Consider the following 20,539-nt stretch of genomic DNA (forward strand, 5'->3'; position numbering starts at 1 on the left):
TCAGGCGAGGGCGATCAGCGCCGTTCCGTCGTCCTCGGGCAGGTCGGCAGCGGTCGTCGCCGTGGCGGAACTGCGCAGCAGTTCGATCTCACACCCGAGGGTGGACAGGAAGGCCGTATCCGCGGCGTCCCGGCCGGTGGCGATCCTGGTCAGGGTCTGCCGGGGCGCTAGCCGGGTCGCGTCGAACACGTACCAGTGCCCGTCGATGGCCGCCTCGAACACGGCGTGGAAGTCCATAGGGGACAAACCTGGAGCGTAGACCGCCGCGAACCGCGCCGGAATGTCCAGTGACCGGCAGTAGGTCACGCACAGGTGGGCGAAGTCGCGGCACACCCCTTCCCCGGCGAGCAACGTCTCCAGTGCGCTGTCCGTCGGCCTGCTCGTGCCAGGAATGTAGGCGAGCCGGTCACCGACGTAACGGACGATCTCGCGCACCTGGTCCCGCTTCTCCGAGATCTGGCCGAAGTGTTCCAGCGCAAGGCCGATCATCCGGTCGGAAGGGCAGTAGCGGCTCGGCCGGGTGTAGGTGATCTGGTCCGCGTCGGTGAGCGCCTCAGGTTCGGAGTCACCGGACACCCGCTCGGCCCGGTATCGGATGTGGACCTCGTCGTACGGGAGATCCAGCACGTGCACCCTGGTGCCGTGCGGCAACTCCGCCGGTGCGTCCACCGGCGGATTCTGCCCTCCCGCGGTGCGCACGGTCAGCTCTTCGGAGTCGGCTTTCGCCGAGTTCGCCACCGCCACCGAGAGCGCCAGTCTGCCCGGCGCGGTGACTCGCAGGGACAGTTCTGCTTCGAGGCGGGTGCGCACGGTCATGGCGGCCATCATCCATCACCGTGCAAGCCACTGGCGAGAGGGCGTTCTCAGATGCCCTGTCAGTCGTAACGCACCTGATAGTGCTTGATGCCGTTGAGCCAGCCTGAGCGCAGGCGCTCGGGCGGTGCCAGCTCACGGATGTTCGGCATCTCGTCGGCGATCGCGTTGAAGATCAGATCGATCTCCAGCCGAGCCAGGTTCGCGCCGATGCAGTAGTGCGATCCCGTGCCACCGAAACCGACATGCGGGTTGTCGGCGCGCAGGATGTCGAACTTCTCCGGGTTCTCGAACACGTCCGGATCGAAGTTCGCCGAACTGTAGAACATGCCCACCCGGTCACCCTTGCGGATCTGCTGCCCGCCCAGTTCGGTGTCGGCCATGGCGGTGCGCTGGAAGGCGACCACCGGCGTCGCCCAGCGGACGATCTCGTCCGCCGCGGTCTTCGGCCGCTCCCGTTTGTACAGTTCCCACTGGTCCGGGTGGTCAAGGAACGCCTTCATCCCGTGGGTGATCGCGTTGCGGGTGGTCTCGTTGCCCGCCACCGCCAGCAGGATGACGAAGAATCCGAACTCGTCCGAGGACAGCGACTCACCATCCACATCGGCCTCGACGAGCTTGGTGACGATATCGTCCATCGGGCACGCACGACGTTGCTCCGCCATGTTCCATGCGTAGCCCACGAGTTCCGCGGAGGCGGCGATGGGCTCGACGTCGTATTCGGGATCGTCGTAGCCGATCATCTGGTTGGACCAGTCGAAGATGCGACCCCGGTCCTCCTGGGGAATGCCGAGCAGTTCGGCGATCGCCTGCAACGGGAGTTCGCACGCGACGTCCGCGACGAAGTCGCCGGCGCCCTTGGCCTTTGCCTCGGCGGCGATGCGCTGAGCCCGTCCCCGCAGTGCGTCCTCCAGCCTGCCGATGGCACGCGGGGTGAACCCCTTGGAGACGATCCTGCGGAGCTTGGTGTGCTGCGGTGCGTCCATGTTGAGCAGGACGAGCCGGTTGGCCTCGAGTCCCTCCTCGGTCATGGTCTCGTCGAACCGCATGATCGCCGTCTTCTCCCTCGAGGAAAACAGCTCACTGTCCTTGGAGACGGTCTTGACGTCCTCCAGCTTGGTGACCACCCAGAATCCCTCGTCGCCGAAACCGGCCAGGTTGTGCGGCTGCGAGTTCCACCAGACCGGTGCCGTCCTGCGCAGTTCGGCGAACTCCTCCAGCGGCAGTCGCTGCGCGTACAGGTCGGGATCGGTGAAGTCGAAACCAGTGGGGATCAGCGGTGTGGCCACGGCTACCTCCGTCGGTCGTCGGGTTGGTCCGCACCCCACGCAGATACGTGGAACACGTTCTACCGACGATTGAAGCATACGGTGTTAACTAAATGAAGAGTATGAGTGAAACCCGTTAACTCAGACAATGTCGATCTTGAAACTCCTGGTAGGGCAAGCTCTGACGGAGAGTCACCATTCGGCGGTTGACCAGGCGCCTGGTTGCCATAAACAAGAACTTGTTCTACTTTTTGCCTACGTACCGCAGCTGTCACGAAGAGGAGACCACGGTGGGCAACCCCGTCATCGTCGACGCCGTCCGCAGCCCGATCGGCAAGCGCGGGGGCTGGCTGGCAGGACTGCACGCAGCCGAACTGCTCGGAGCGGTGCAACGGAGCCTGTTGGAGCGGTCAGCCCTCGACGCGGCGCTGGTGGAACAGGTGATCGGCGGGACTGTCACCCAGGCGGGCGAACAGTCGGGCAACGTCACCCGGACCGCGTGGCTGCACGCGGGACTGCCCGAGCAGTGCGGAGCGACCACGATTGACGCCCAGTGCGGGTCGGCACAGCAGGCCGCCCATCTGATCGCCGGGCTGATCGCGGCTGGAGCGATCGACATCGGCATCGCCTGCGGGGTGGAGGCGATGAGCCGAGTCCCGCTCGGCGCCAACCGGGGAGCCGATGTGGGCACGCCCCGCCCCGCCTCCTGGACGATCGACATGCCCAACCAGTTCGGTGCCGCGGAGCGGATCGCCGTCCGCAGGGGACTCACTCGTGCGGATGTGGACACCTTCGGTGCCGCTTCCCAGGCCAAGGCGTCCGCCGCGTGGGCGGAGGGGCGGTTCGACCGGGAGATCGTCCCCGTCAAGGCACCGGTGCTCGACGCCGAAGGCAGCGCCACGGGCGAGACGCGGCTGGTCGCCCGTGATCAGGGCCTGCGTGAGACCAGCACCGAGGGTCTCGCCCGGCTGAAACCGGTTCTGGATGGCGGCGTGCACACCGCGGGTACATCCTCACAGATCTCTGACGGCGCCTCGGCTGTGCTGCTGATGGACTCGGACCGGGCCGCGGAGCTCGGGCTGCGGCCGCGCGCCCGTATCCGCGCACAGGCGCTCGTCGGAGCCGAGCCCTACTACCACCTCGACGGGCCGGTGAACGCGACCGAACGGGTACTGGGCCGGGCCGGCATGGGCATCGGGGACCTGGACCTGTTCGAGGTGAACGAGGCGTTCGCCTCCGTCGTGCTCTCCTGGCAGCAGGTGCACGATCCGGACCGCTCCAAGGTGAACGTGAACGGTGGCGCCATCGCGCTCGGGCACCCGGTCGGCAGCACCGGCGCCAGGCTGATCACCACGGCGCTGCACGAACTGGAGCGCCGGGACGGAACCAGCGCGCTGGTGACGATGTGTGCGGGCGGAGCGATGTCCACGGCCACCGTGCTCGAACGGCTGTGATCGTCCTGGACGGGTGGAGTGCCCCGATGTGGCATTGGGGCACTCCACCGTCGACACAAACCGGTGCTCACTCCGTGCCGTAGACCGGCTCCGGAACCGGCGCGCGGTCGATCAGGCGGGCGACGACGGGACCGAGTTCGGCGGGTTCCCAGCGCGCGCCCTTGTCCTCGGCCGGGCCGTGCCGCCAGGCCTGCGCGAGCGCCACCCTGCCGCCGTCGACCTCGAACACCCGCCCGGTCACGCCGGCCGACTCCGCACTGCCCAGCCACACCACCAGCGGCGACACGTTCTCCGGCGCCATCGAGTCGAAGCCGGAACCGGGGGCGGCCATGTCCTCGGCGAAGGCCTGCTCGGTCATCCGGGTGCGGGCGGCGGGCGCGATGGCGTTGACGGTGACCCCGTAGCGCGCCAGCTCCGCCGCCGCCACCGTCGTCAGCCCGAGGATTCCGGCCTTGGCCGCCGAGTAGTTGCCCTGTCCGATACTGCCGAGCAGACCGGCTCCCGAGCTCGTGTTGATGATCCGGGCACTCGGCGCCCGCCCGGCCTTGGCCTCGGCGCGCCAGTGCGCCGCCGCGTGCCGCAGCGGCGCGAAGTGGCCCTTCAGGTGCACCCGGATCACCGCGTCCCATTCGTCCTCACCGAGATTCACCAGCATCCGGTCCCGGAGGAATCCCGCGTTGTTCACCAGCACGTCGAGGCGGCCGAACGCGTCGATCGCGGTCCGCACCAGACGCCGCGCACCCGCCCAGTCGGCGACGTCGTCGGAGTTGGCGACCGCCCGGCCGCCCGCAGCCTCGATCTCCGCGACCACCTCCTGCGCGGGGCCGCCCCGTGCTCCGGCTCCGGCACTGCCGTCGAGACCTGCGCCGATGTCGTTGACCACCACGGCGGCGCCCTCGGCGGCGAACGCGAGCGCATGCGCCCTGCCGATCCCCCGCCCGGCTCCGGTGACGATCACGACACGGCCGTCGACGACTCCACTCACGGTGTCTCCTTCTCCTGCTGCGCGTTCCCGGCTTTCAGGAAGGCCGGCACCTCTCCCCCGCCGTGCACCTCAAGCGTGGCGCCACTGACATAGGACGCCAGCGGCGAGGCCAGAAATGCCGCGCACGAGCCAATTTCCTCAGGCTCGGCCAATCGTCCGACAGGGATGGTGGCGGCCACGGCGGCGACACCGCCGTCGTCGCCGTAGTGCAGTCCGGCGAGTTCCGTCCGTACCATCCCGACCCGCAGGGAGTTCACCCGTACCCTGGGAGCCCACTCGGCAGCGAGTGTCGCGGTGAGACTGTCCACTCCGGCCTTCGCGGCACCGTACGCGGCAGTACCAGGAGAGGGTCGTGCCGCACTGACACTGCTGATCATGATGATCGCTCCACCGGTGTCCTGCTCGCGCATCACCGAGTTCGCACACTGGGCGACCGTCAGTGGTGCGAGCAGGTTCAGCGCGACAACCTTGCTGTTGAAGTTCGGGGAGGCCCGGTCGCTGGGTGCGAACGGGGCGCCGCCCGCGTTGTTCACCACGACGTCGAGCCTGCCGTGCCGATCGGCCACCCGTCGGACCAGGTCCGTGACCTGGTCCGGTTCCCTGACGTCACAGGCGAGGAACTCGGCCGTCCTGCCGTCCGCGTGCACGGGATCGCCGGGATCGTTGCGCGCACAAGTGATCACCGTCGCCCCGGCACGCAGGAAGACCCGGGTGATTCCCGCGCCGACACCGCGCACACCACCGGTCACCAGTACGACCGCGCCGTCGAGACGAAGATCGAGCGACACGACCGCACCTCCTGTCGCTTCGTCGAGCACCTGTACCGCATCCGGTCGTGCTGCTAACGTACCAAGCAAGTGCTAGGTTTGGAAGAAGGTTCGATGCCTGACGCAATCACCGTCGACCGCACCGAGCGGGAACTCGCGGTCGTCACCGTGGACGCACCACCGGTCAACGCACTGTCCGTGCGGGACTGGTTCGACCTCGCCGAGGCGATCACGAACGCGGGCCGTGATCCCGACTGCCACGTGGTGGTGCTGCGCGCCGCGGGCCGTGGCTTCAACGCGGGGGTGGACATCAAGGAGATCCAGCGCGACGACGCCTACGCCGCGCTGATCGGCGCCAACCAGGGCTGCGCCGCGGCCTTCTCCGCGGTGTACGACTGCGCGGTGCCGGTGATCGCGGCGGTACACGGCTTCTGCCTCGGTGGCGGAATCGGCCTTGTCGGCAACGCCGATGTGGTCATCGCCGCCGAGGACGCGACCTTCGGGCTGCCGGAGGTCGACCGGGGCGCGCTCGGCGCGGCCACCCACCTGGCCCGGCTGGTGCCCCAGCACCTGATGCGGGCGCTGTACTTCACCGCGAGCACGATCGACGCGCACCAGCTGCACCACCACGGCTCGGTGTACGCGGTCGTCCCCCGCACCGAACTCGACGCGACGGCGCTGGAACTCGCCCGGCAGATCGCGGCCAAGGACACACGGGTCATCCGGGCGGCGAAGCAGGCGATCAACGGCATCGACGTACAGCCGGTGCACCAGAGCTACCGGTTCGAACAGGGCTTCACGTTCGAACTCAACCTGGCTGGGGTCTCCGACGCGGCCCGGCAGGACTTCCTGGACGGTAAGGAGACCTGATGGCGGACAAGCGGATGACGCCGGACGAGATCGTCGGCGAGCTCTCCGACGGGATGACGATCGGGATCGGCGGCTGGGGCTCGCGGCGCAAGCCGATGGCACTCGTGCGCGCGATCCTGCGGTCGAACCTCACCGACCTCACGGTGGTTTCCTACGGCGGTCCGGACGTCGGCCTGCTCGCGAGTTCGGGCCGGATCCGCAGACTGGTGTTCGGCTTCGTCACGCTGGACTCCGTCCCGTTCGACCCGTGGTTCAACCGCGTGCGCGAGACGGGCGGGATCGAGGTGACGGAGTACGACGAGGGCATGCTCGGGACCGGCCTTTCCGCCGCGGCCGCACGCCTGCCGTTCCTGCCGACGCGCGCGGGACTCGGTTCGGACGTGCCGAAGTTCGACCCGTCCCTGCGCACGGTGCGCTCTCCCTACGAGGACGGCGAGGAGTTGCTGGCCGTGCCCGCACTCCGCTTGGATGCCGCCCTGATTCACCTGAACCGGGCGGACGCACGGGGAAACGCACAGTACCTCGGCCCCGATCCGTATTTCGACGACCTGTTCGCCCTCGCGGCAGACCGCGCCTACGTGTCGGTGGAGCGGGTGGTGCCGACCGCCGAACTCACCGCCACCGCGCCGGTGCAGAGCCTCCTGCTGAACCGCGCGTCAGTGCACGGGGTCGTCGAGACCCCCCGCGGTGCGCACTTCACCAGTGCCGCACCCGACTACGGCAGGGACGAACGCTTCCAGCGGCACTACGCCGCGTGCGCCAAGGATCCCGACGCCTGGCCCGGTTTCGCCGACCGGTTCCTTTCCGGGGACGAACGGACATATCAGTCCGAAGTGGACAGGTTTCTTGAGGAGGCCGCATGAGTGACAGAGCGTCTGAGAACCGCGGTTCTCAGACAGACACCGACGTGACTCGAGCCGAAGTGGCCGCGGCGGCCTGCGCCGACCTCTTCCGCGGCGACGGCGAGATCGTGGCCAGCCCGATGGGCCTCCTGCCGTCGCTCGGCGCCCGTCTAGCCCGGCTGACGTTCGAACCCGACCTGCTGCTCTCCGACGGAGAGGCGTACCTGCTCGCCAACACCCCCGGCCTCGCGGGGGACGAGGAGCCGGTGATCGAGGGCTGGCAGCCGTTCCGCAGGATGCTGGACACCGTTGTCCCGCACGGCAAGCGGCACGTGGTGATGGGCGCGAACCAGATCGACCGGTACGGCAACCAGAACATCTCCGCGATCGGCGACCACGACCGCCCCGCGAAGCAACTGCTCGGGGTCCGTGGCGGCCCTGGCAACACCGTGAACCACCGCACCAGTTACTGGGTACCGCGCCATAGCCGACGGGTGTTCTGTGATCGGGTCGACGTGGTCTCGGGGGTCGGGTACGACCGGGCCAGGGCGGCGGGTCCGAGCGCGCGGCGCTTCCACGACGTCCATCGCGTGGTCACCAACCTGGCGGTACTCGACTTCTCCGGCGAGGACAACGCGATGCGCCTGCTGTCGGTGCACCCCGGCGTGTCGGTGGCCGAGGTGGCCGAACAGACGTCCTTCGAACTGGATACCGGCGAGGTCATCGAGACACGGCTGCCCACCGACCACGAACTGCGCCTGCTGCGCGAGGTGCTGGACCCGAAGTCGTTACGCGACAAGGAAGTTCCGTGATGAGCGACCCGCACCGTGAACAAGCCGGGCACGGCACCGAGCGATGTGCAGCCCGCCGGCGAGTGAGGCAAAGGGCATGAGTGCGCTGCGGACACCGCTGACCGAACTGACCGGTGTCCGGCATCCGGTCGTGCAGACCGGCATGGGCTGGGTCGCGGGGCCCCGGCTGGTGTCGGCCACCGCCGAAGCGGGCGGGCTGGGCGTCCTGGCCTCGGCCACCATGACCTACGACGAACTGGAGAAGGCGGTACGGGAAACCAGATCCCGCACCCAGCAGCCTTTCGGAGTGAACCTTCGCGCGGACGCCGAGGACGCCGAGCGGCGAGTGGACCTGCTGATCCGGGAGCAGGTGCGCGTGGCGTCGTTCGCCCTCGCCCCGCGCAGGGAGCTGATCTCCAGGCTCAAGGACGCGGGCGTCGTGGTGATTCCCTCGGTCGGCGCGGCCAGGCACGCGGAGAAGGTGGCCGAGTGGGGCGCCGACGCCGTGGTCGTGCAGGGCGGCGAGGGTGGTGGGCACACCGGGCCGGTCGCGACCACGTTGCTGCTGCCGGCCGTGCTCGACGCCGTGGACATCCCGGTCGTCGCGGCGGGCGGGTTCTTCGACGGCCGTGGCCTTGCGGCGGCACTGGCGTACGGTGCGGCAGGCGTGGCGATGGGCACGCGCTTCCTGCTGACCAGGGAGAGCACCGTTCCGGACGCGGTAAAACGCGCCTATCTGGAGCGCGGGCTCGGCGACACCGTCGTCACGCGGAAGGTTGACGGTATGCCGCATCGGGTGCTGCGGACGGAGCTCGTGGAGGCGCTGGAGCGCTCGGGGCCGCTCACCGGGCTGGCCCGCGCGGCGCGAAACGCCGCGCGGTTCCGCAGACTCACCGGGTTGTCGTGGCGGTCGATGGTCGCGGAGGGCATCGGGATGCGTCGCGGCGGCGACCGCACGTGGTCCCAGGTGATCATGGCGGCGAACACCCCCATGCTGTTGCGGGCCGGACTGGTCGCGGGCGACACAGACGCCGGTGTCCTCGCGTCGGGGCAGGTGGTCGGGTTGCTGGACGACCTGCCCAGCGTCGCCGAGCTGATCGACGGGATGGTGGCCGACGCCACCCGCGCCATCGACCGGCTCGCGGCGATCCGGACGGCCGCCGGACCGGTCACACGGGAATGAGCCCGGCGGCTCCGTGCGTGAGCACGCGGGCGCCGTCGGACTCGACCACGAAGGTCTGGCTGAGGCCGACGCATGCGCGACCGAACGACCGGAAGGACGCCGGGATGTGGAAGACCATGCCCTCGCGCAACGGTTCCCGGTTGTCGACGGTGATATGGAAGGGCGCGCTGTCCATCCAGTGTGGAGGATGGGCGAGGCCGACCGGATAGCCGAAGAGGTGGTGGAAGACCACGTCGTCCGGTAAGGGGACGATCGCTTCACTCGCCCGCCGGGCGACGTCAGCACACGGCACACCCGCGGCTGCCGTGCCCAGCACGGCGTCGAGCACACCCTGCGACAGCTCGACCAGACGCTGGGCGTCGGCGGTCGGTCCACCGCGGCACAGCGTCCGCATCACGGGAGCGTGGTAGCGATGGTGGGCCCCCGCGAACTCCAGGAACACCGGGCCGTCCCCCACCGGCTCGCGGCGCCAGCTGGAGTGCGGAACACCCGCTCGTGGCCCTGCGACGACGACCGGCCCCCATGCCGAGGTCGAGGTGGCGTCCCGCAGAAGCGCCTCGGTGACGGCCGCGGCGATGACCGAATCGGTCGCATCCGGATCGCCTGCCGCACGGGCGGCGGCCTCGACACCGCGCTGGGTGGCGACCGCCGCCTCCTCGACGCAGCGCAGTTCCGCCGGGGACAGCACGAGCCGGAGGTCCTCGACCAGGTGATCACCGGGAGCGAGTTCGACGCCGTGGCGGCGGAGCAGCTCGACCGCTCGTGGCGGTGTCGACGTGTGCTCGAACTCGACGGCGAGGCGGGTGCCGTCCGGCAGCGCGCGAGCGGTGTGCTCGGCGACCAGCGCGAGCGCCGTGGGGGCCTGGGTGTAGCCGTAGTAGAGGACGGTGTCCGCCACGGAACTCGCCAGCGCACGACCGATTTCGAGGTCCGGGACGTAGAGGAACGCCGCCGACCTGGTGACCAGCAGCGGCTGCGGCACCCGTTCCATCGAGTGGTAGCCGCACAGGTACTCGACGCTCGACGGCCGGAACACGAGGACACCGCCCAGGTTCGCCTGGGACAACCGGTCCCTGATTCGCGCGAGACGTTCCCGGTACTCGTCGTCGGAGAACGGGCGGGGCTCGAGATCGGGCACCCGAGCAGCGGCAGGCACCTCGAGCCAGGCCGGCCGCGGAGTACCGCCGAGTCCGACGAGATCCGGGTGGTGCACTGACGACTGGTCCGCAGGGTTGACGGGGACCACCCCATCTCTCGCCGATCACCAACAAGGCATGGTCACTATCAGCGTCGGGCCACCCGATTGTCAACAATCTGACCGTGCACAGTTGCTCACAGGGGTCGGATGACCCGGCAGGGGTTCCCGGCGGCGAACACCCGTTCCGGCAGATCCCTGGTCACCACGCTGCCCGCGCCAACCACGGTGTTCGCCCCGATGGTCACCCCGGCACAGACGATCACCCCGCCGCCGAGCCATACGTTGTCACCGATCGTGATCGGGGCGGCGGTCTCCCAGCGCTGCCTGCGCGCTTCGTGGTCCGTCATCGGGTGCAGCGCGGCCGGAAACACGCGCTCCTCCACAGCCAGCGCGTGTTCGTCGGACAGTGGCGTGGTGGCGCGGTCGATCTGGCGGACCCTGGTCACATCCAGCTCGCCAGCGGCCAGTGCGGTCATGGTGCGCGGCAGCCGGGTCGACAGTGTGTGGGCCAGCACCACATCCTCCCCGGCCCTGCCCAGGCTGATCTTGCACGCGGTCGCCAGCAGGTCGACGGACCACCCGTCATCGGAGCGCAGTCGCGCCAGCCGCTGTACCGCCTGCAGCCGCGCGGCCTCCAGCATCGACTGCACCTGCCCGATCGACCGCACCATCTCCAGCGCCTCCCGCTCGTTGAGAGAACACGCCGGAATGTCCAGGAGATCGTTGATGTCCCAGTCAGGAATCAGCAATTCGTCGGTTTCGCTCACATGTTTGATTGCACTCGCATTCACCCCTGGAAAACTCGGTTTTCGGTAAACGCAAACCAAATTCATCCGACCATGGACCTATTTGCCAAAGCGGGACACCTGTCCTCGTCACCCACAAGAGAATAACTCAATTTAGAGACATCACTTCAACCGCATTCGGCGACACTCTCGATTAAGAAATATCCGCGACACCGTTGCATTTTCAGCAGTTTCTCCCCCAAACCCCCTCGGAGCGATCAGAACACCGCCGCGGTCCAGATCTCCTCGGCGGACAAATCGGCGTCCGCGCTCCGGATGGCTTGCGTGACCAGAAGTTTTCCGGTGTTGACCAGGTGGTCGCGCATCGCCGCCTCGGCGCAGTCAGGATCACCGGCGATGACGGCGTCGAGGATCGGGGCGTGCTCGTCGTCGATGTCCCGCAGGGTTCTGGTCCGGTCCGCGGTGGAGGCTCCCAGCAGGCGCGTGGTCTCGCGCAGGGACTTGACGATGTCCCTGGCGCGGGCGTTGTCCGCCGCGGCCAGAATCAGGTCGTGCAGCCGCAGGTCGTGCTGGGCGAACACGTTCTCGTCGCCCTTCGCGGCGGCGGCCCGCATCAGGCGGCGCTGGTGGAGCAGTTCCCGCGCGAGTGCCGGGTCCGCGACGGTGGCGGCCTTCCGCACGGCGGGCAGTTCCAGGGCGAGTCGCACGCCGAAGATCTCGGCGATCTCCTTCGGCTGAGGCAGCAGGATACGGAAGCCCTGGCGCGCCTCGAACTTGATGAGTCCGACTTCTTCGAGGCGGAGCAACGCGTCGCGCACGGGGGTGCGGGAGATGCCGAGCACCTCGGCGAGCTGGTAGGCGGAGTACTTCACCCCTGGCTTCATCCGCCCGTCGTCGATGGCGGCACGGACCGCGGCGATCGCCTGCTCCATGCGCCGTCCGGTGGACGGGGCGAGCGGTTCGAGGTCGAGCACTCCGTCAGCCACGAACGTCACTGTAACAAGTCCGGCCTGTTCGTAGCATGCTACAAGTTGTAGCATGCTACGAATGGACTCAGACTCCGCCGAATCCTTTGCCGCCGAGCTGCGCCGCCACGGCGTGCGTGACGTTCTCTCCGACGGGACAACACGCGCCGCGTACTCCTCCGACGCGTCGCTGTTCCGCGTGCGACCGCTGGTCGTGGCCCGGCCACGTGACGCGGAGGAGGTCGCGGCCGCGCTGGCGGTGTGCCACCGCGAGGGCGTACCGCTGACCTCGCGCGGTGGTGGCACCTCGGTCGCGGGCAATGCGGTGGGCACCGGCGTGGTGCTCGACTTCAGCCGCCAGATGAACCGGGTGCTCGCCATCGATCCGGACGCACGGACCGCCACGGTCGAGCCGGGGACCGTGCAGGTGGCGCTGCAACAAGCCGCGGCCGCGCACGGATTGCGGTTCGGTCCGGATCCGTCGACGTTCACCCGCTGCACGATCGGCGGGATGATCGGCAACAACGCCTGTGGTTCGAGAACTCTCGGATACGGCCGGACTTCGGACAACGTGCGAGGGCTGCGCGTGCTGACCGGCACGGGGGAGCCGCTTCGGCTCGGCGCGGCCGAGGACTCGTCGACTCCGTCCGCGTCACCGGCGCTCGCGGCCCTGCGGGACGTGACCGGCGCCGGGCTGGCGACCATCCGGACCGAGTTCGGCCGGTTCGGGCGCCAGGTTTCCGGATATGCGCTCGAGCATCTGCTGCCGGAGCACGGGTTCGACGTCACCCGCATGCTGGTCGGCAGCGAGGGCACCCTCGCGGTGGCCACCGAGGCCACGGTGCGACTGGTCACCGAACCGGCCCAGCGCGTACTGGTGGTCCTCGGCTTCCCCGACATCGCCTCGGCCGGGGACGCCGCGCCGTCGTTGCTGGAGTTCTCCCCCACCGCCTGCGAGGGAATCGACCGGCGGATCGTCGACGTCGTGCGGGATCGGCGTGGCCCGGACGCCGTGCCACCGTTGCCCGACGGGGCGGCGTGGCTGTTCGTCGAGGTCGTCGGCGACGACCTCGACGAGGCGATGACGCAGGCGCGACAGGTCGGCCGCGCCTGCGCGGCGGTGGACAGTCTCGTGGTCACCGATACCGCTCGTGCGGCCTCGCTGTGGCGGATCCGCGCCGACGGCGCGGGGCTCGCGGGCCGCAGTCCGGCCGGGCTGCCCGCACACGCGGGCTGGGAGGACGCCGCCGTGCCGCCCGCGCGGCTCGGTGACTACCTGCGGGACTTCGACGCCCTGATGACCGAGTACGAGGTGACCGGGGTGCCGTACGGCCATTTCGCCGACGGATGCGTCCACGTGCGGATCGACCTGCCGCTCGAAAGGCCCGGCGGCACGGGCGTCTACCGGGACTTCATGATCGCGGCAGCGAAGCTTGTCGCGCGTTACGGCGGATCGCTGTCCGGTGAACACGGCGACGGCCGTGCCCGCAGCGAGTTGTTGCCCCTGATGTACTCACCGGACGCACTGGAACTGTTCGCCGCCGTCAAGCGCACGTTCGACCCGGACAACATCCTCAATCCGGGCGTGCTGGTCGATCCACGCCCGATCGACGCGGACCTGCGGGTCCCCGCCGCCCCAGCCGTGCGCCGCGACCTGGCCTTCGCCTATCACCACGACGACGGCGACTTCACCCAGGCCGTGCACCGCTGCACCGGTGTCGGCAAGTGCCGCGCGGACAACACCGCCACAGGCGGGGTGATGTGCCCGTCGTACCTGGCCACTCGTGAGGAGAAGGACTCGACCCGTGGCCGCGCCAGGGTGCTGCAGGAGATGATCAACGGCAGCGCCGTCACCGAAGGCTGGCGCTCACCCGAGGTACACGAGGCCCTCGACCTGTGTCTGTCCTGCAAGGGCTGCGCTTCGGACTGCCCCACCGGCGTGGACATGGCCGCGTACAAGGCCGAGATGCTCCACCAGAGCTACCGCGGGCGGCTCCGGCCCGCCGCGCACTACACGCTGGGCAGGCTGCCGCGCTGGGCCAGGATCGCCAGCCGTGCGCCCGGACTGATCAACGCGGCCATGCGCATCCCCGGCATCGGTCCGCTCGCGCTGTCGGCAGCGGGCGTCGACAAACGGCGTACCGTCCCGGCCTTCGCCACGCGGACGTTCCGCTCCTGGTTCAGCCAGACCGAGCACGAACGCGTGACCACCGGCGATCCGGTGTTGCTCTTCGTCGATTCGTTCACCAACTACTTCACCCCCGAGGTCGGGCAGGCGACCGTGCGGGTGCTCGAGGCAGCCGGATATCGGCCGCGGCTGACCGGCACGCAGCAGTGCTGCGCGCTCACCTGGATCTCCACCGGGCAACTCGACGCGGCGAAGAAGATCCTCGGCCGCACCGTCGACGCCCTGTCCGAGCACGCGGCGGCGGGTCTCCCGATCGTCGGGATCGAACCGTCCTGCACCGGGGTACTGCGCTCCGACGCGGCCGAACTGCTCGGCCGGAAGGTCGCGCGACCGGTCGCCGAGAACACCCGCACCCTCGCCGAGCTGCTCGACGACCGCGGCTGGGAGCCGCCCTCACTCGAGGGGAAAGACGTTGTGGCGCAACCCCACTGTCATCACCACGCGGTGATGGGCTGGGGACAGGACGCGCGGTTGCTCGAAAAGGCGGGCGCCCGGGTGCAGCGGCTGGGTGGATGTTGCGGCCTCGCGGGCAACTTCGGCGTCGAGAAGGGCCACTACGACGTGTCGGTAGCGGTGGCCGAACAGCAACTGTTGCCCGCGGTGCGGGCCGCCGGCGCCGACACCACGATTCTCGCCGACGGTTACTCCTGCCGTACTCAGCTGTCTGACCTGACCGACCGTCGCGGCGAGCACCTGGCCCAGTTGCTCGCCGCCCGGCTCGACCGGATCACGTGACGGCCTCGCCGTCCGGGCCGACGGTTGAGCCCACGGAACGCGGGTGAGACGAACGTCGTGTGATCAGGACGCGAACCGGTCGGTGGCGGCGACCAACTCGCGGCGGATGCCCGGCTCGCTGAACGCGTGGCCGGCATCCGGCACGATGGTCAACTCGGCCTCGGGCCACGCCTGCGCCAGCTCCCACGCGGTCACCGGCGGGGTCACCACGTCGTGCCGCCCCTGCACGATCACGCCGGGAATGCCGGACAGCTTGCCTGCGTCGCGCAGAAGCTGGTCGGTGTCCAGCCAGCCGAGGTTGGCGAAGTAATGGTTCTCGATACGGGCGAAGGCCAGTGCGTAGGCGGGATCACGGGGCATGACCGGCGCCTCCGGGGCCGGGGTCAGCGTCACCGTGGCCGCCTCCCAGTCCCTCCACGCGGCCGCGGCCGGACCGTGCACGGCGGGATCCGGGTCGAACAGCAGGTCGTGATAGGCGGCGATCAGGTCACCGGAGCGCCGATCCTGTGGCACGGGTTCCAGGAACCGCTGCCACTGCTCCGGGTAGAGATGACCGGCGCCGCCGCGGAGGAACCAGTCCAGCTCCTGCTGCCGCACGGTGAACACTCCACGCAGGACGAGTTCGCTGACCCGGCCCGGATGGGTCTGCGCGTAGGCCAGTGCGAGCGTGCTTCCCCACGAACCGCCGAACACCTGCCAGCGCTCGATCCCCAGGTGTTCACGCAACCGCTCCATATCGGCCACCAGGTGCCAGGTGGTGTTGGCGGTGAGGTCGGCCCCTGGTTCGCTCGCGTGCGGAGTGCTGCGGCCGCAGCCGCGCTGGTCGAAGAGGATCACCCGGTACCTGGCCGGGTCGAACAGGCGGCGATGAGTCGGGGAACAGCCACCGCCCGGACCGCCGTGCAGGAACACCGCGGGCTTTCCCCCGGGATCGCCGCAGGCCTCCCAGTAGACGTGGTTTTCGTCGCCGACGGAAAGCAGGCCGTGGTCGTAGGGCTCGATCTCGGGATACAGGTCCGCCATACGATCATGCTGTCAGGCCGGACGCGGGACGGAAACACCTCGGCTCGCCGACCTGCAACCGCGCGGCGATTCGATGGGTTACCCACCGGTACGAGCTGTGGCATGCTCCCGCCATGGACATTGTCGACGCGTGGATGCAGCACCCGACCGTGCGCTTCGCCCGGCACGAGATGCTGGAGTCGCTGCGCCGCTGGACCGGCATGGAGGTCCCCGAACAGGAGCCGCCGGTCGAGGGCACCGTCGCGGCGATGGACGCCGCCGGAGTCCGGCACGGGCTGCTGAGTGCCTGGCACGGTCCCGAGGGGTCGCTCATCAGCAACGACGAGGTCGCCGAGATCGTCACCGCGCGACCGGACCGGTTCTCCGGGCTGGCGACCGTCGACCTGCGGCGGCCGATGGACGCGGTGCGCGAACTGCGGCGCGCCGTCCGGGATCTCGGTTTCGTCGGCCTGCGGGTCGTGCCGTGGCTGTGGGGCCTGCCGCCCAACGACCGCCATTACTACCCCCTGTACGCCGAATGCGTCCAACTCGGTGTGCCGTTCTGCACGCAGGTGGGCCATACCGGCCCACTGCGCAGTTCGGAGACCGGACGGCCGATCCCCTATCTCGACGACGTCGCACTCGACTTCCCCGAGCTGGTCATCGTGGCCGGGCACATCGGCTATCCCTGGACGGAGGAGATGATCGCGCTGACGCGCAAGTATCCGAACGTATATATCGACACCAGCGCTTACACGATCAAACGCTATCCGCCGGAACTGGTGCGGTATCTGCGGAGCGACGGGACGCACAAGGTGCTGTTCGGCAGCAACTTCCCGATGATCTCACCGGACAAGGCACTGCGGGACATCGACGCGCTCGAACTCGACGAGTCCGGCAGGGAGCTGTTTCTCGCGGGCAACGCCCGCCGCGTCTTCGGCCTCGACTCCGCGCAGGGAACTACATCCGCTCGATGATCGTCACGTTCGCCGTGCCGCCGCCCTCGCACATCGTCTGCAGGCCGTAGCGCCCACCGCTGCGTTCGAGCTCGTGCAGGAGCGTGGCGAACAGCTTGGTGCCGGTGGCGCCGATCGGGTGCCCGAGCGCGATGCCCCCGCCGTTGATGTTCACCCGCGCGGGATCGGCTCCCGTCTCCTCCAGCCAGGCCAGCGCCACACTCGCGAACGCCTCGTTCACCTCGAAGACGTCGATGTCGTCCACCGTGAGCCCGGTGCGGCGCAGGGCGTGCGCGGTGGCCGGGATCGGCCCGGTCAGCATCCACACCGGATCGGCCGCCCGCACCGAGAGGTGGTGAACGCGGGCCATCGGGGTCAGCCCGTGATCGGCCACAAAGGATTCCGAGGCGAGCAGTGTCGCGCTGGCACCGTCGCAGATCTGGCTCGCGACCGCGGCCGTCAGCCGCGAACCCTCGGTGAGCGGCGGCAACCCCGCCATCCGCTCCAGGCTGGTGTCCCGGCGCGGGCACTCGTCCCGGGCGAGGTCACCGAACGGGACGATCTCCCGGTCGAACCGGCCGGAGTCCATCGCGGCCAGCGCCCGCTGATGACTGGTGTAGGAATACTCCTCCATCGCCGTCCTGCTGATGTCCCAGTGCTCCGCGATCATCTCCGCACTGCGGAACTGCGACACCTCCTCGGTGCCGTAGCGCTCCTGCCAGCCCTTCGAACCGGAGAACGGGTCGCTGAACCCGTGCTCCCGTCCGGCCAGCATCGCCGCGCTGATCGGGATCTGACTCATGTTCTGCACACCACCCGCGACCACGACATCCATCGTGCCGGACAGCACGGCCTGCGCGGCGAAGTGCACGGCCTGCTGGCTCGACCCGCACTGCCGGTCCACCGTCACCCCGGGGACGTGGTCCGGCAGGCCGGCGGCGAGCCACGCGGTGCGCGCGATGTTGCCCGCCTGCGGGCCGAGGGTGTCGACGCACCCGAGGATCACGTCGTCCACAAGCTCCGGGTCCACACCGGACCGATCGACGACAGCCCGCAGCACGTGGGCGCCGAGATCCGCGCTGTGCACGCCGCTCAGACCACCGCCCCGGCGTCCGACCGGCGTCCGGACCGCGTCGATGATGTAGGCCTCTGCCATACGCCCTCGTCTCCCTAGTGAGTGGGTCGAGCTTTCTTCATGGGCCTGCGACGGGTGGCGATGCCGTCGAGGAGGATCCCGAGGTACTGCTCGGCGACGTCGTCGGCGGACAGCGCTCCGTCCGGGTTGTACCAGCGCACCGCCACCCACACGGTGTCGCGGACGAAGCGGTAGACCAGCTCGACGTCGAGGTCCGCACGGAACGCTCCTTCGGCGACCCCTTCGGCGAGGATCGTCTTCCACAGATCACGGAACTCGACATTGCGCTCGGCGATGTAGGCGAACCGGTCGAGCTGCGACAGGTGCTTGGCCTCGTTCTGGTAGATGGCCACCTCGTGTGGCCTGCGGTGGATCGATTCGAACGACGCGACAACCACGGCCTCCAGCGTCCTGCGCGGTCCGAGGTCCGCCTTGACGATGTCGGCGTAGGTCCCGAACAGCTCGTCCAGGAAGCCGCGCAGGATCTCGTCGGCCATCGACTCCTTCGAGTCGAAGTGGTGGTAGAGGCTGCCGGACAGAATCCCGGCAGCCTCCGCGATGTCGCGCACCGTGGTGACGACGAAACCGCGTTCGGCGAACAGCCGCGCCGCCAGTGCCAGCAACTCCGCCCGCCTGCCCGAGCCGGTCGCGGGAACCTGCCGTTCACGTGTACTCATCGAATCCGCCCTCACGCATGCTGGCTGCTCACCGATATGACCTCGCCGGTGAGGTACGAGGCGTACTCACTGGCCAGGAACACGATCACATTCGCCACCTCCCACGGCTGCGCCGCCCTCCCGGAAACCTCGCGCGCGGTGAGTTCGGCGAGCAGTTCGGAGGTCGTGACCTTGGCCAGGAACGGGTGCATCGCCAGGCTCGGCGCGACGGCGTTGACCCTGATCCCGTGTTCGGCCACGTCGGCGGCACAGCTCCGGGTCAGCGCCATCACCCCGGCCTTGGCCGCGGCGTAGTGCGCCTGGCCCTCCTGTGCCCGCCAGCCGATCACCGATGCGTTGTTCACCACCGCTCCCCCGCCGCCCTGGTCGATGAACCTGCGCAGGGCCGCCCTGGTGACGCGAAAGGTGCCGGTCAGCGTCACGTCGAGAACACGGGACCACTCCTCGTCGGTCATCTCCACAATGGACTTGGTGCCGCCGAGACCGGCGTTGTTCACCAGCACGTCGACCCGGCCGAACCGCGCCGCCGTCCCGTCGATCAGGGCCTGCACCTGTGCCTCGTCGGTGACATCGCAGACGACCTCGTGCACCGCGCCGGAACCGAACCGCTCGGTCAGCTCCGCGGCCTTCTCCCCGAGCCTGCGCGCGTGCCAGTCGCTGACCACGACGACGGCGCCCTCCTCCAGCGCGCGCAGGGCGACGGCGGAACCGATGCCGGTGCCCGCCGCGGCGGTCACGACGACCACCTTGTCCCGCAACAGTTCGCGGCCCTGCGGGCAGGTCGGGATCGGGATCACGGGCGGACCTCCCTCGGCAGGCCGAGCACTCGCTCGGCGATGATGTTGCGCTGGATCTCGTTGGAGCCGCCGTAGATCGTGTCGGCCCTGGTGAACAGGTACAGCCGCTGCCACTCGTCGAGGTCGTCCGGCCCGCCGCCGGTGACCAGTGCCGGGGCCCCGCGCACCAGCATCGCCAGCTCGCCGAGCGAGCGGTGCCAGTTCGCCCAGAGCAGCTTCGACACCGGCGCGGTGCCGACGGACGGATCGCCGAGCGTGCGCAGTGCGTGTGCCCGTAGCACCTCCAGCCCCATCCACGCCTCGGCGAGCCGCTCGGCTATCACCGGATCAGCGGCGGCGCCGGTGTCGTTGGCGAGGTCGGTCAGTGCGCGCAGTTCCCGCCGGAAGCCGACCTGCTGGCCGAGCGTCGCGACTCCCCGCTCGAAGGCGAGCGTGCCCATCGCGACCCGCCAGCCCTCGCCCGGATCGCCGACCACGAGGTCACGGGCGGTCCTGGCGCCGTCGAAGAACACCTCGTTGAACTCCGAGGTGCCGGTGAGCTGCCGGATCGGCCGGATCTCGACGCCCGGCTGCCGCATCGGCACCAGCAGACAGGACAGGCCGTGATGCCTGCGCGATCCGGGTTCGGTACGGGCCAGCACGAAACACCAGTCGGCGACGTGCGCCAGGGACGTCCACACCTTCTGCCCGTGCAGCACCCATTCGTCGCCGTCCAGTTCCGCCCTGGTGGCGACCGCGGCGAGGTCGGACCCCGCGCCCGGCTCGGAATAGCCCTGACACCACAGTTCCTCCACCGCACGGATGCCCGGCAGGAACCGGTGCTGCTGCTCCGCCGAGCCGAACGCGATCAGCGTGGGCCCGAGCAGTTCCTGGCCGAGGTGACTCACCCTCGCCGGAGCGTCGGCCCTGGCGTACTCCTCGTGGAAGACGACCTGCTCGGCCAGCGACGCTCCCCGGCCGCCGTGCTCGACCGGCCAGCCGACACAGTTCCAGCCCGCGGCCGCGAGATGCCGCTCCCAGGACACGCGCTGCTCGAAGGCCTCGTGCTCCCGTCCCGGCCCGCCGAGCCCGCGCAGACCCGCGAACTCGCCCTTCAGGTTGTGCTCCAGCCAGTCCCGAACCACACGGCGGAAGTCATCGACGTGCACAGTGCCTCCCGCCGGTCCG

General features: G+C 69.4%; 19 protein-coding genes. 7 read left to right on the forward strand and 12 right to left on the reverse strand.

Annotated features, from left to right (window positions below; translation table 11 throughout):
- Both BM199_RS20025 and BM199_RS20030 read right to left on the reverse strand, forming a co-directional pair.
- Nucleotides 1–816, reverse strand: a complete 816-nt coding sequence (locus BM199_RS20025; RefSeq protein WP_091674917.1) for a transglutaminase-like domain-containing protein — start codon at nucleotides 814–816, stop codon at nucleotides 1–3.
- A 59-nt stretch (nucleotides 817–875) separates the two neighbouring features.
- The gene (locus BM199_RS20030; protein ID WP_091674799.1) at nucleotides 876–2,102 is read right to left on the reverse strand and encodes a cytochrome P450; all 1,227 of its coding nucleotides are present in this window, start codon (nucleotides 2,100–2,102) and stop codon (nucleotides 876–878) included.
- A 269-nt stretch (nucleotides 2,103–2,371) separates the two neighbouring features.
- On the opposite strand from BM199_RS20030, the gene BM199_RS20035 reads away from it, so the two are divergent.
- Nucleotides 2,372–3,535 (forward strand): steroid 3-ketoacyl-CoA thiolase, encoded by a 1,164-nt coding sequence (locus tag BM199_RS20035; RefSeq protein WP_091674800.1) that lies wholly within the window; start codon nucleotides 2,372–2,374, stop codon nucleotides 3,533–3,535.
- A 67-nt stretch (nucleotides 3,536–3,602) separates the two neighbouring features.
- Here BM199_RS20035 and BM199_RS20040 read toward each other — a convergent pair whose 3' ends face one another.
- Nucleotides 3,603–4,520, reverse strand: a complete 918-nt coding sequence (locus BM199_RS20040; RefSeq protein WP_091674801.1) for an SDR family oxidoreductase — start codon at nucleotides 4,518–4,520, stop codon at nucleotides 3,603–3,605.
- Entirely contained in the window at nucleotides 4,517–5,308 is a 792-nt protein-coding gene (locus BM199_RS20045; RefSeq protein ID WP_091674918.1) for an SDR family oxidoreductase, read from the reverse strand. The genes BM199_RS20040 and BM199_RS20045 overlap by 4 nt, the downstream gene beginning before the upstream one ends.
- A 93-nt stretch (nucleotides 5,309–5,401) precedes the next feature.
- Between BM199_RS20045 and BM199_RS20050 the strand changes: the two genes are divergently transcribed.
- The 4 genes from BM199_RS20050 to BM199_RS20065 all read left to right on the forward strand — a co-directional run bounded on the left by BM199_RS20050 (nucleotide 5,402) and on the right by BM199_RS20065 (nucleotide 8,973).
- Nucleotides 5,402–6,157 (forward strand): enoyl-CoA hydratase family protein, encoded by a 756-nt coding sequence (locus BM199_RS20050; protein WP_091674802.1) that lies wholly within the window; start codon nucleotides 5,402–5,404, stop codon nucleotides 6,155–6,157.
- A complete protein-coding gene (locus tag BM199_RS20055; RefSeq protein WP_091674803.1) occupies nucleotides 6,157–7,020 on the forward strand; it encodes a CoA transferase subunit A in 864 nt (287 codons plus the stop codon). The genes BM199_RS20050 and BM199_RS20055 overlap by 1 nt, the downstream gene beginning before the upstream one ends.
- Nucleotides 7,017–7,811, forward strand: a complete 795-nt coding sequence (locus BM199_RS20060) for a CoA-transferase subunit beta (protein WP_091674804.1) — start codon at nucleotides 7,017–7,019, stop codon at nucleotides 7,809–7,811. The genes BM199_RS20055 and BM199_RS20060 overlap by 4 nt, the downstream gene beginning before the upstream one ends.
- A gap of 85 nt (nucleotides 7,812–7,896) precedes the next feature.
- Complete coding sequence (locus BM199_RS20065) at nucleotides 7,897–8,973, forward strand: NAD(P)H-dependent flavin oxidoreductase (RefSeq protein ID WP_091674919.1); 1,077 nt, start codon at nucleotides 7,897–7,899, stop codon at nucleotides 8,971–8,973.
- On the opposite strand, the gene BM199_RS20070 is transcribed toward BM199_RS20065, so the two are convergent.
- From BM199_RS20070 to BM199_RS20080, 3 genes are all read right to left on the reverse strand, one after another.
- Entirely contained in the window at nucleotides 8,960–10,111 is a 1,152-nt protein-coding gene (locus tag BM199_RS20070) for a M24 family metallopeptidase (RefSeq protein ID WP_245788475.1), read from the reverse strand. The two genes, BM199_RS20065 and BM199_RS20070, sit on opposite strands and share 14 nt — an antisense overlap.
- A gap of 194 nt (nucleotides 10,112–10,305) precedes the next feature.
- The gene (locus tag BM199_RS20075; RefSeq protein WP_177242702.1) at nucleotides 10,306–10,938 is read right to left on the reverse strand and encodes a DUF222 domain-containing protein; all 633 of its coding nucleotides are present in this window, start codon (nucleotides 10,936–10,938) and stop codon (nucleotides 10,306–10,308) included.
- Nucleotides 10,939–11,174: 236 nt separating this feature from the next.
- Nucleotides 11,175–11,903: a GntR family transcriptional regulator gene (locus tag BM199_RS20080; protein WP_091674921.1), complete on the reverse strand. Its 729-nt coding sequence runs from the start codon at nucleotides 11,901–11,903 to the stop codon at nucleotides 11,175–11,177.
- Nucleotides 11,904–11,964: 61 nt separating this feature from the next.
- Between BM199_RS20080 and BM199_RS20085 the strand changes: the two genes are divergently transcribed.
- Nucleotides 11,965–14,805: an FAD-binding and (Fe-S)-binding domain-containing protein gene (locus BM199_RS20085; RefSeq protein WP_218160380.1), complete on the forward strand. Its 2,841-nt coding sequence runs from the start codon at nucleotides 11,965–11,967 to the stop codon at nucleotides 14,803–14,805.
- 63 nt (nucleotides 14,806–14,868) lie between these two features.
- On the opposite strand, the gene pip is transcribed toward BM199_RS20085, so the two are convergent.
- A complete protein-coding gene (gene pip / locus BM199_RS20090; RefSeq protein ID WP_091674807.1) occupies nucleotides 14,869–15,828 on the reverse strand; it encodes a prolyl aminopeptidase in 960 nt (319 codons plus the stop codon).
- A 113-nt stretch (nucleotides 15,829–15,941) separates the two neighbouring features.
- Between pip and BM199_RS20095 the strand changes: the two genes are divergently transcribed.
- Entirely contained in the window at nucleotides 15,942–16,784 is an 843-nt protein-coding gene (locus BM199_RS20095) for an amidohydrolase family protein (protein ID WP_091674808.1), read from the forward strand.
- Here BM199_RS20095 and BM199_RS20100 read toward each other — a convergent pair.
- From BM199_RS20100 to BM199_RS20115, 4 genes are read right to left on the reverse strand one after another with little or no spacing between them, the layout of a single operon-like run.
- Complete coding sequence (locus BM199_RS20100; RefSeq protein ID WP_091674809.1) at nucleotides 16,768–17,919, reverse strand: acetyl-CoA C-acetyltransferase; 1,152 nt, start codon at nucleotides 17,917–17,919, stop codon at nucleotides 16,768–16,770. The two genes, BM199_RS20095 and BM199_RS20100, sit on opposite strands and share 17 nt — an antisense overlap.
- A 14-nt stretch (nucleotides 17,920–17,933) precedes the next feature.
- Complete coding sequence (locus BM199_RS20105) at nucleotides 17,934–18,575, reverse strand: TetR/AcrR family transcriptional regulator (RefSeq protein ID WP_091674810.1); 642 nt, start codon at nucleotides 18,573–18,575, stop codon at nucleotides 17,934–17,936.
- Nucleotides 18,576–18,586: 11 nt separating this feature from the next.
- Nucleotides 18,587–19,372 carry an SDR family oxidoreductase gene (locus BM199_RS20110; protein ID WP_091674811.1) on the reverse strand — a complete coding sequence of 262 codons (786 nt, stop codon included), beginning with the start codon at nucleotides 19,370–19,372 and terminating at the stop codon, nucleotides 18,587–18,589.
- Entirely contained in the window at nucleotides 19,369–20,520 is a 1,152-nt protein-coding gene (locus tag BM199_RS20115; RefSeq protein ID WP_091674922.1) for an acyl-CoA dehydrogenase family protein, read from the reverse strand. Before BM199_RS20115 ends, BM199_RS20110 begins: the two co-directional genes overlap by 4 nt.
- Nucleotides 20,521–20,539 lie beyond the last annotated feature (19 nt).

The organism is Amycolatopsis marina (assembly GCF_900111885.1).
Taxonomy (GTDB): domain Bacteria; phylum Actinomycetota; class Actinomycetes; order Mycobacteriales; family Pseudonocardiaceae; genus Amycolatopsis; species Amycolatopsis marina.

Bases quoted from the DNA above. Each gene is read 5' to 3' on its own strand.
- BM199_RS20060 (WP_091674804.1), top strand. From the start codon at position 7,017: ATGAGTGACAGAGCGTCTGAGAACCGCGGTTCTCAGACAGACACCGAC.
- BM199_RS20055 (WP_091674803.1), top strand. From the start codon at position 6,157: ATGGCGGACAAGCGGATGACGCCGGACGAGATCGTCGGCGAGCTCTCC.
- BM199_RS20105 (WP_091674810.1), bottom strand. From the start codon at position 18,575: ATGAGTACACGTGAACGGCAGGTTCCCGCGACCGGCTCGGGCAGGCGG.
- BM199_RS20050 (WP_091674802.1), top strand. From the start codon at position 5,402: ATGCCTGACGCAATCACCGTCGACCGCACCGAGCGGGAACTCGCGGTC.
- BM199_RS20025 (WP_091674917.1), bottom strand. From the start codon at position 816: ATGACCGTGCGCACCCGCCTCGAAGCAGAACTGTCCCTGCGAGTCACC.
- BM199_RS20100 (WP_091674809.1), bottom strand. From the start codon at position 17,919: ATGGCAGAGGCCTACATCATCGACGCGGTCCGGACGCCGGTCGGACGC.
- pip (WP_091674807.1), bottom strand. From the start codon at position 15,828: ATGGCGGACCTGTATCCCGAGATCGAGCCCTACGACCACGGCCTGCTT.
- BM199_RS20085 (WP_218160380.1), top strand. From the start codon at position 11,965: ATGGACTCAGACTCCGCCGAATCCTTTGCCGCCGAGCTGCGCCGCCAC.
- BM199_RS20095 (WP_091674808.1), top strand. From the start codon at position 15,942: ATGGACATTGTCGACGCGTGGATGCAGCACCCGACCGTGCGCTTCGCC.